Annotated in this window: 1 protein-coding gene; it reads left to right on the forward strand. The window is 51.0% G+C overall.

What is annotated here, in order from left to right; translation table 11 throughout:
* A protein-coding gene (locus tag PUZ33_RS25095; RefSeq protein ID WP_234636977.1) for an IS3 family transposase occupies positions 1-1072 on the forward strand; the annotation gives its coding sequence in 2 pieces (ribosomal slippage) (positions 1-162 and positions 162-1072; 1073 coding nt annotated over the 2 pieces). This gene is flagged as partial in the annotation.
* Positions 1073-1090: the final 18 nt, after the last annotated feature.

A 1090-nucleotide genomic window follows, 5' to 3' on the forward strand; every position in this document is an offset into this window, starting at 1 on the left:
CCAGCGTTGCAACACGTCTCGATATCACCACCCACAGCCTTTATGCCTGGATAAAGAAGTACGGTCCGGATTCTTCCACTAATAAAGAACAGTCAGATGCTCAGGCCGAGATCCGCCGTCTCCAGAAAGAGCTGAAACGGGTTACCGACGAACGGGACATATTAAAAAAAGCCGCGGCGTACTTCGCAAAGCTGTCCGACTGAGGTACGCCTTTATCCGTGACAACTCCTGTTGCTGGCCTGTTCGCCTGCTCTGTCGGGTGCTGGATGTTCATCCCAGTGGTTTTTACGCCTGGCTTCAGCAGCCGCATTCACAACGCCATCAGGCAGACCTGAGACTGACAGGACAGATTAAACAGTTCTGGCTGGAATCGGGATGCGTCTATGGTTATCGCAAAATCCATCTGGATCTGCGTGACAGCGGGCAACAGTGCGGAGTAAACAGAGTCTGGAGACTGATGAAACGTGTCGGAATAAAGGCTCAGGTCGGATACCGAAGCCCGCGGGCACGTAAAGGCGAGGCCAGTATCGTGTCACCCAACAGGCTCCAGCGACAGTTCAATCCGGATGCTCCTGATGAGCGTTGGGTAACGGACATAACCTACATCAGGACCCACGAAGGCTGGCTGTATCTTGCCGTTGTTGTTGATCTGTTCTCACGCAAAATTATCGGCTGGTCCATGCAATCCCGGATGACAAAGGACATTGTCCTGAACGCACTGCTGATGGCTGTATGGCGGCGTAATCCCGAAAAACAGGTGCTGGTTCATTCGGATCAGGGCAGTCAGTACACAAGCCATGAGTGGCAGTCGTTCCTGAAATCACACGGCCTGGAGGGTAGCATGAGCCGTCGCGGTAACTGCCATGATAATGCGGTTGCAGAAAGTTTTTTCCAGTTGTTGAAACGTGAACGGATAAAGAAAAAGATCTACGGAACGCGGGAAGAAGCCCGCAGTGATATTTTTGATTACATCGAAATGTTTTATAACAGTAAGCGTCGGCATGGTTCTAGCGAACAGATGTCACCGACAGAATATGAAAACCAGTATTATCAACGGCTCGGAAGTGTCTAGATTATCCGTGGCGATTCA

Origin of the sequence: Enterobacter cloacae complex sp. 2022EL-00981 (assembly GCF_028737495.1) — a bacterium.
Lineage (GTDB): Bacteria > Pseudomonadota > Gammaproteobacteria > Enterobacterales > Enterobacteriaceae > Enterobacter > Enterobacter cloacae.